Source organism: Nonomuraea zeae (assembly GCF_005889725.1).
In the GTDB taxonomy this organism is placed as follows: Bacteria; Actinomycetota; Actinomycetes; order Streptosporangiales; family Streptosporangiaceae; genus Nonomuraea; species Nonomuraea zeae.
Genome location: NZ_VCKX01000657.1, coordinates 1 through 1,610 on the forward strand (window position 1 = coordinate 1; position 1,610 = coordinate 1,610).

General features: G+C 71.9%; 1 protein-coding gene. It reads right to left on the minus strand.

Annotation, left to right across the window (positions count from 1 at the left end; all coding sequences use genetic code 11):
- Positions 1-479 precede the first annotated feature (479 nt).
- On the minus strand, positions 480-1,238 hold the full coding sequence (locus ETD85_RS62165; RefSeq protein WP_170247512.1) for a YaaA family protein: 759 nt from the start codon (positions 1,236-1,238) through the stop codon (positions 480-482).
- Positions 1,239-1,610 lie beyond the last annotated feature (372 nt).

Below are 1,610 nucleotides of genomic sequence, written 5' to 3' on the forward strand. Positions count from 1 at the left end.
CTTGCATATACACAGGGTGTATCGTCGGCAGCGTCAGATGTGTATAAGAGGCAGGGTTGGTGGTCTGGCCTGGGTGGGGTCGGCGGCGTGCTCGGGCGGGCAAGTGGCGTACCTGGGTGGGCCAGCGGCGTGCTCAGGCGGTCGGCGGTTCAGGCGGGCGGCGTGCTCGGGCGGGGCGTCGTGCTCGTGCTGGGCGGGGCGGCGGTTCCGGCTCCCTGTCCCCGACGTTCCGTATCCGGCCTTCCCGCGCCCCGGGTAAGCCCCTTCGGGTGTGGCACCGTTTCGGTCCGCCCCTTTTGGGAGGGTGATGGCGCGGGCCGGTGCTCGGGGGACGCTCTCACAGACGCTGCGGCCTCGCTGCCCGCCGGCGGAGGCCGCCTCCGATGCCCGCGTTAGCCGAGGCCGCCTCGGTGCCTGCGTCAGCGGACGGGGCCTCGACGCCCGCGCCGGCGGAGGCCGTCTCGCTGCCTGGCAGCTCGTCAGCCCGCCCCTTGGGACACTTCGCTGACGTGCACGTCCAGGGTCCATGGGCGGTTGGCGCGCGCGGGTTCGGCCAGCTCGACGGTGTAGCCCAGGGCGTCGAGGGTCTTGGCCAGCTCGTCAGGGGTCGCCGGGGCGGCGTCCTGACTCAGCAGGGCGCGGGCGATCTCGCCGCGAGTCGCCTTGGCCATGTGGCTGACGACCTTGCCGTCCCTGAACACCCGGACCGCCGCCGAGCGGGCGCCGGGCTGCCACGCACCCGCGTACGTGGCCGACCGGAGATCGACCACCAGCCCGGGGATCCGGTCCAGCTCCTTGGTGATCCGGGGCCGCCAGAACGCCGCCAACCCGCCCAGAGGCGGCAGATTGACGCCCATCGAGAGCCGGTAGGGCGGGATGTGATCTGTGATTCTCACCACACCCCACAGGCCGGAGAAGATCAGCACCGACTCTTCCGCCCGCTTCCTGGCTTCGTCCTCCAGGGTGTTCAGGCCAAGATTGTCGTAGAGGACGCCGGTGTAGAGGCCGGCGGCGGGGAGCGTGGCGGCGGTCCTGAGCGCGACGTTCTTGTCCAGCTCGCCCGCCAGGCCAGGGGTCAGGCCGAGGACGTCGAGGGCGTCGCGGCGCTTGGAGGCCCGGATGAGCGCGGCGAGCACGCGTTCGCGGGCTTTGCCGAGAGCGGGAAGGGACAGCTCGCCGACGGGCGGACCGCCGCCCTCGGACGCCTTGCCTTCTGACGGCGGCAACAGGATCAGCACAACCCCCTACCTTATTCGTCCTGGCCAGCGGCTCATTTCTCCGGTCCGGGACTCTCCGGGGGCGAGCCTCTGCGTAGCGGGGCGAACTGGCCCGGCCTTCTCCTGCGACGGGCTATATGCGGCTCTTTGCGGCAGGCCGAGTTGGTGCCGCTCCAGCCGCCGACCGGGCCTGAGGGCTCCGTTCATGGGGGCGCTTACCGGGCCTCTGACCAGCCGGGGGACGTAACCCCGCCGCCGCCGGGAGCCGGCCGCTGCGACGGCATCTCGTGCGACACGGGGATCGGCAGGCATACCCGATCGGCATCGATTGGGTTCGGCTGCTCTTGCGCGGCGTCGCGCGCTTACGCGCTGCGTGATCGGGCGGGTGGGTGC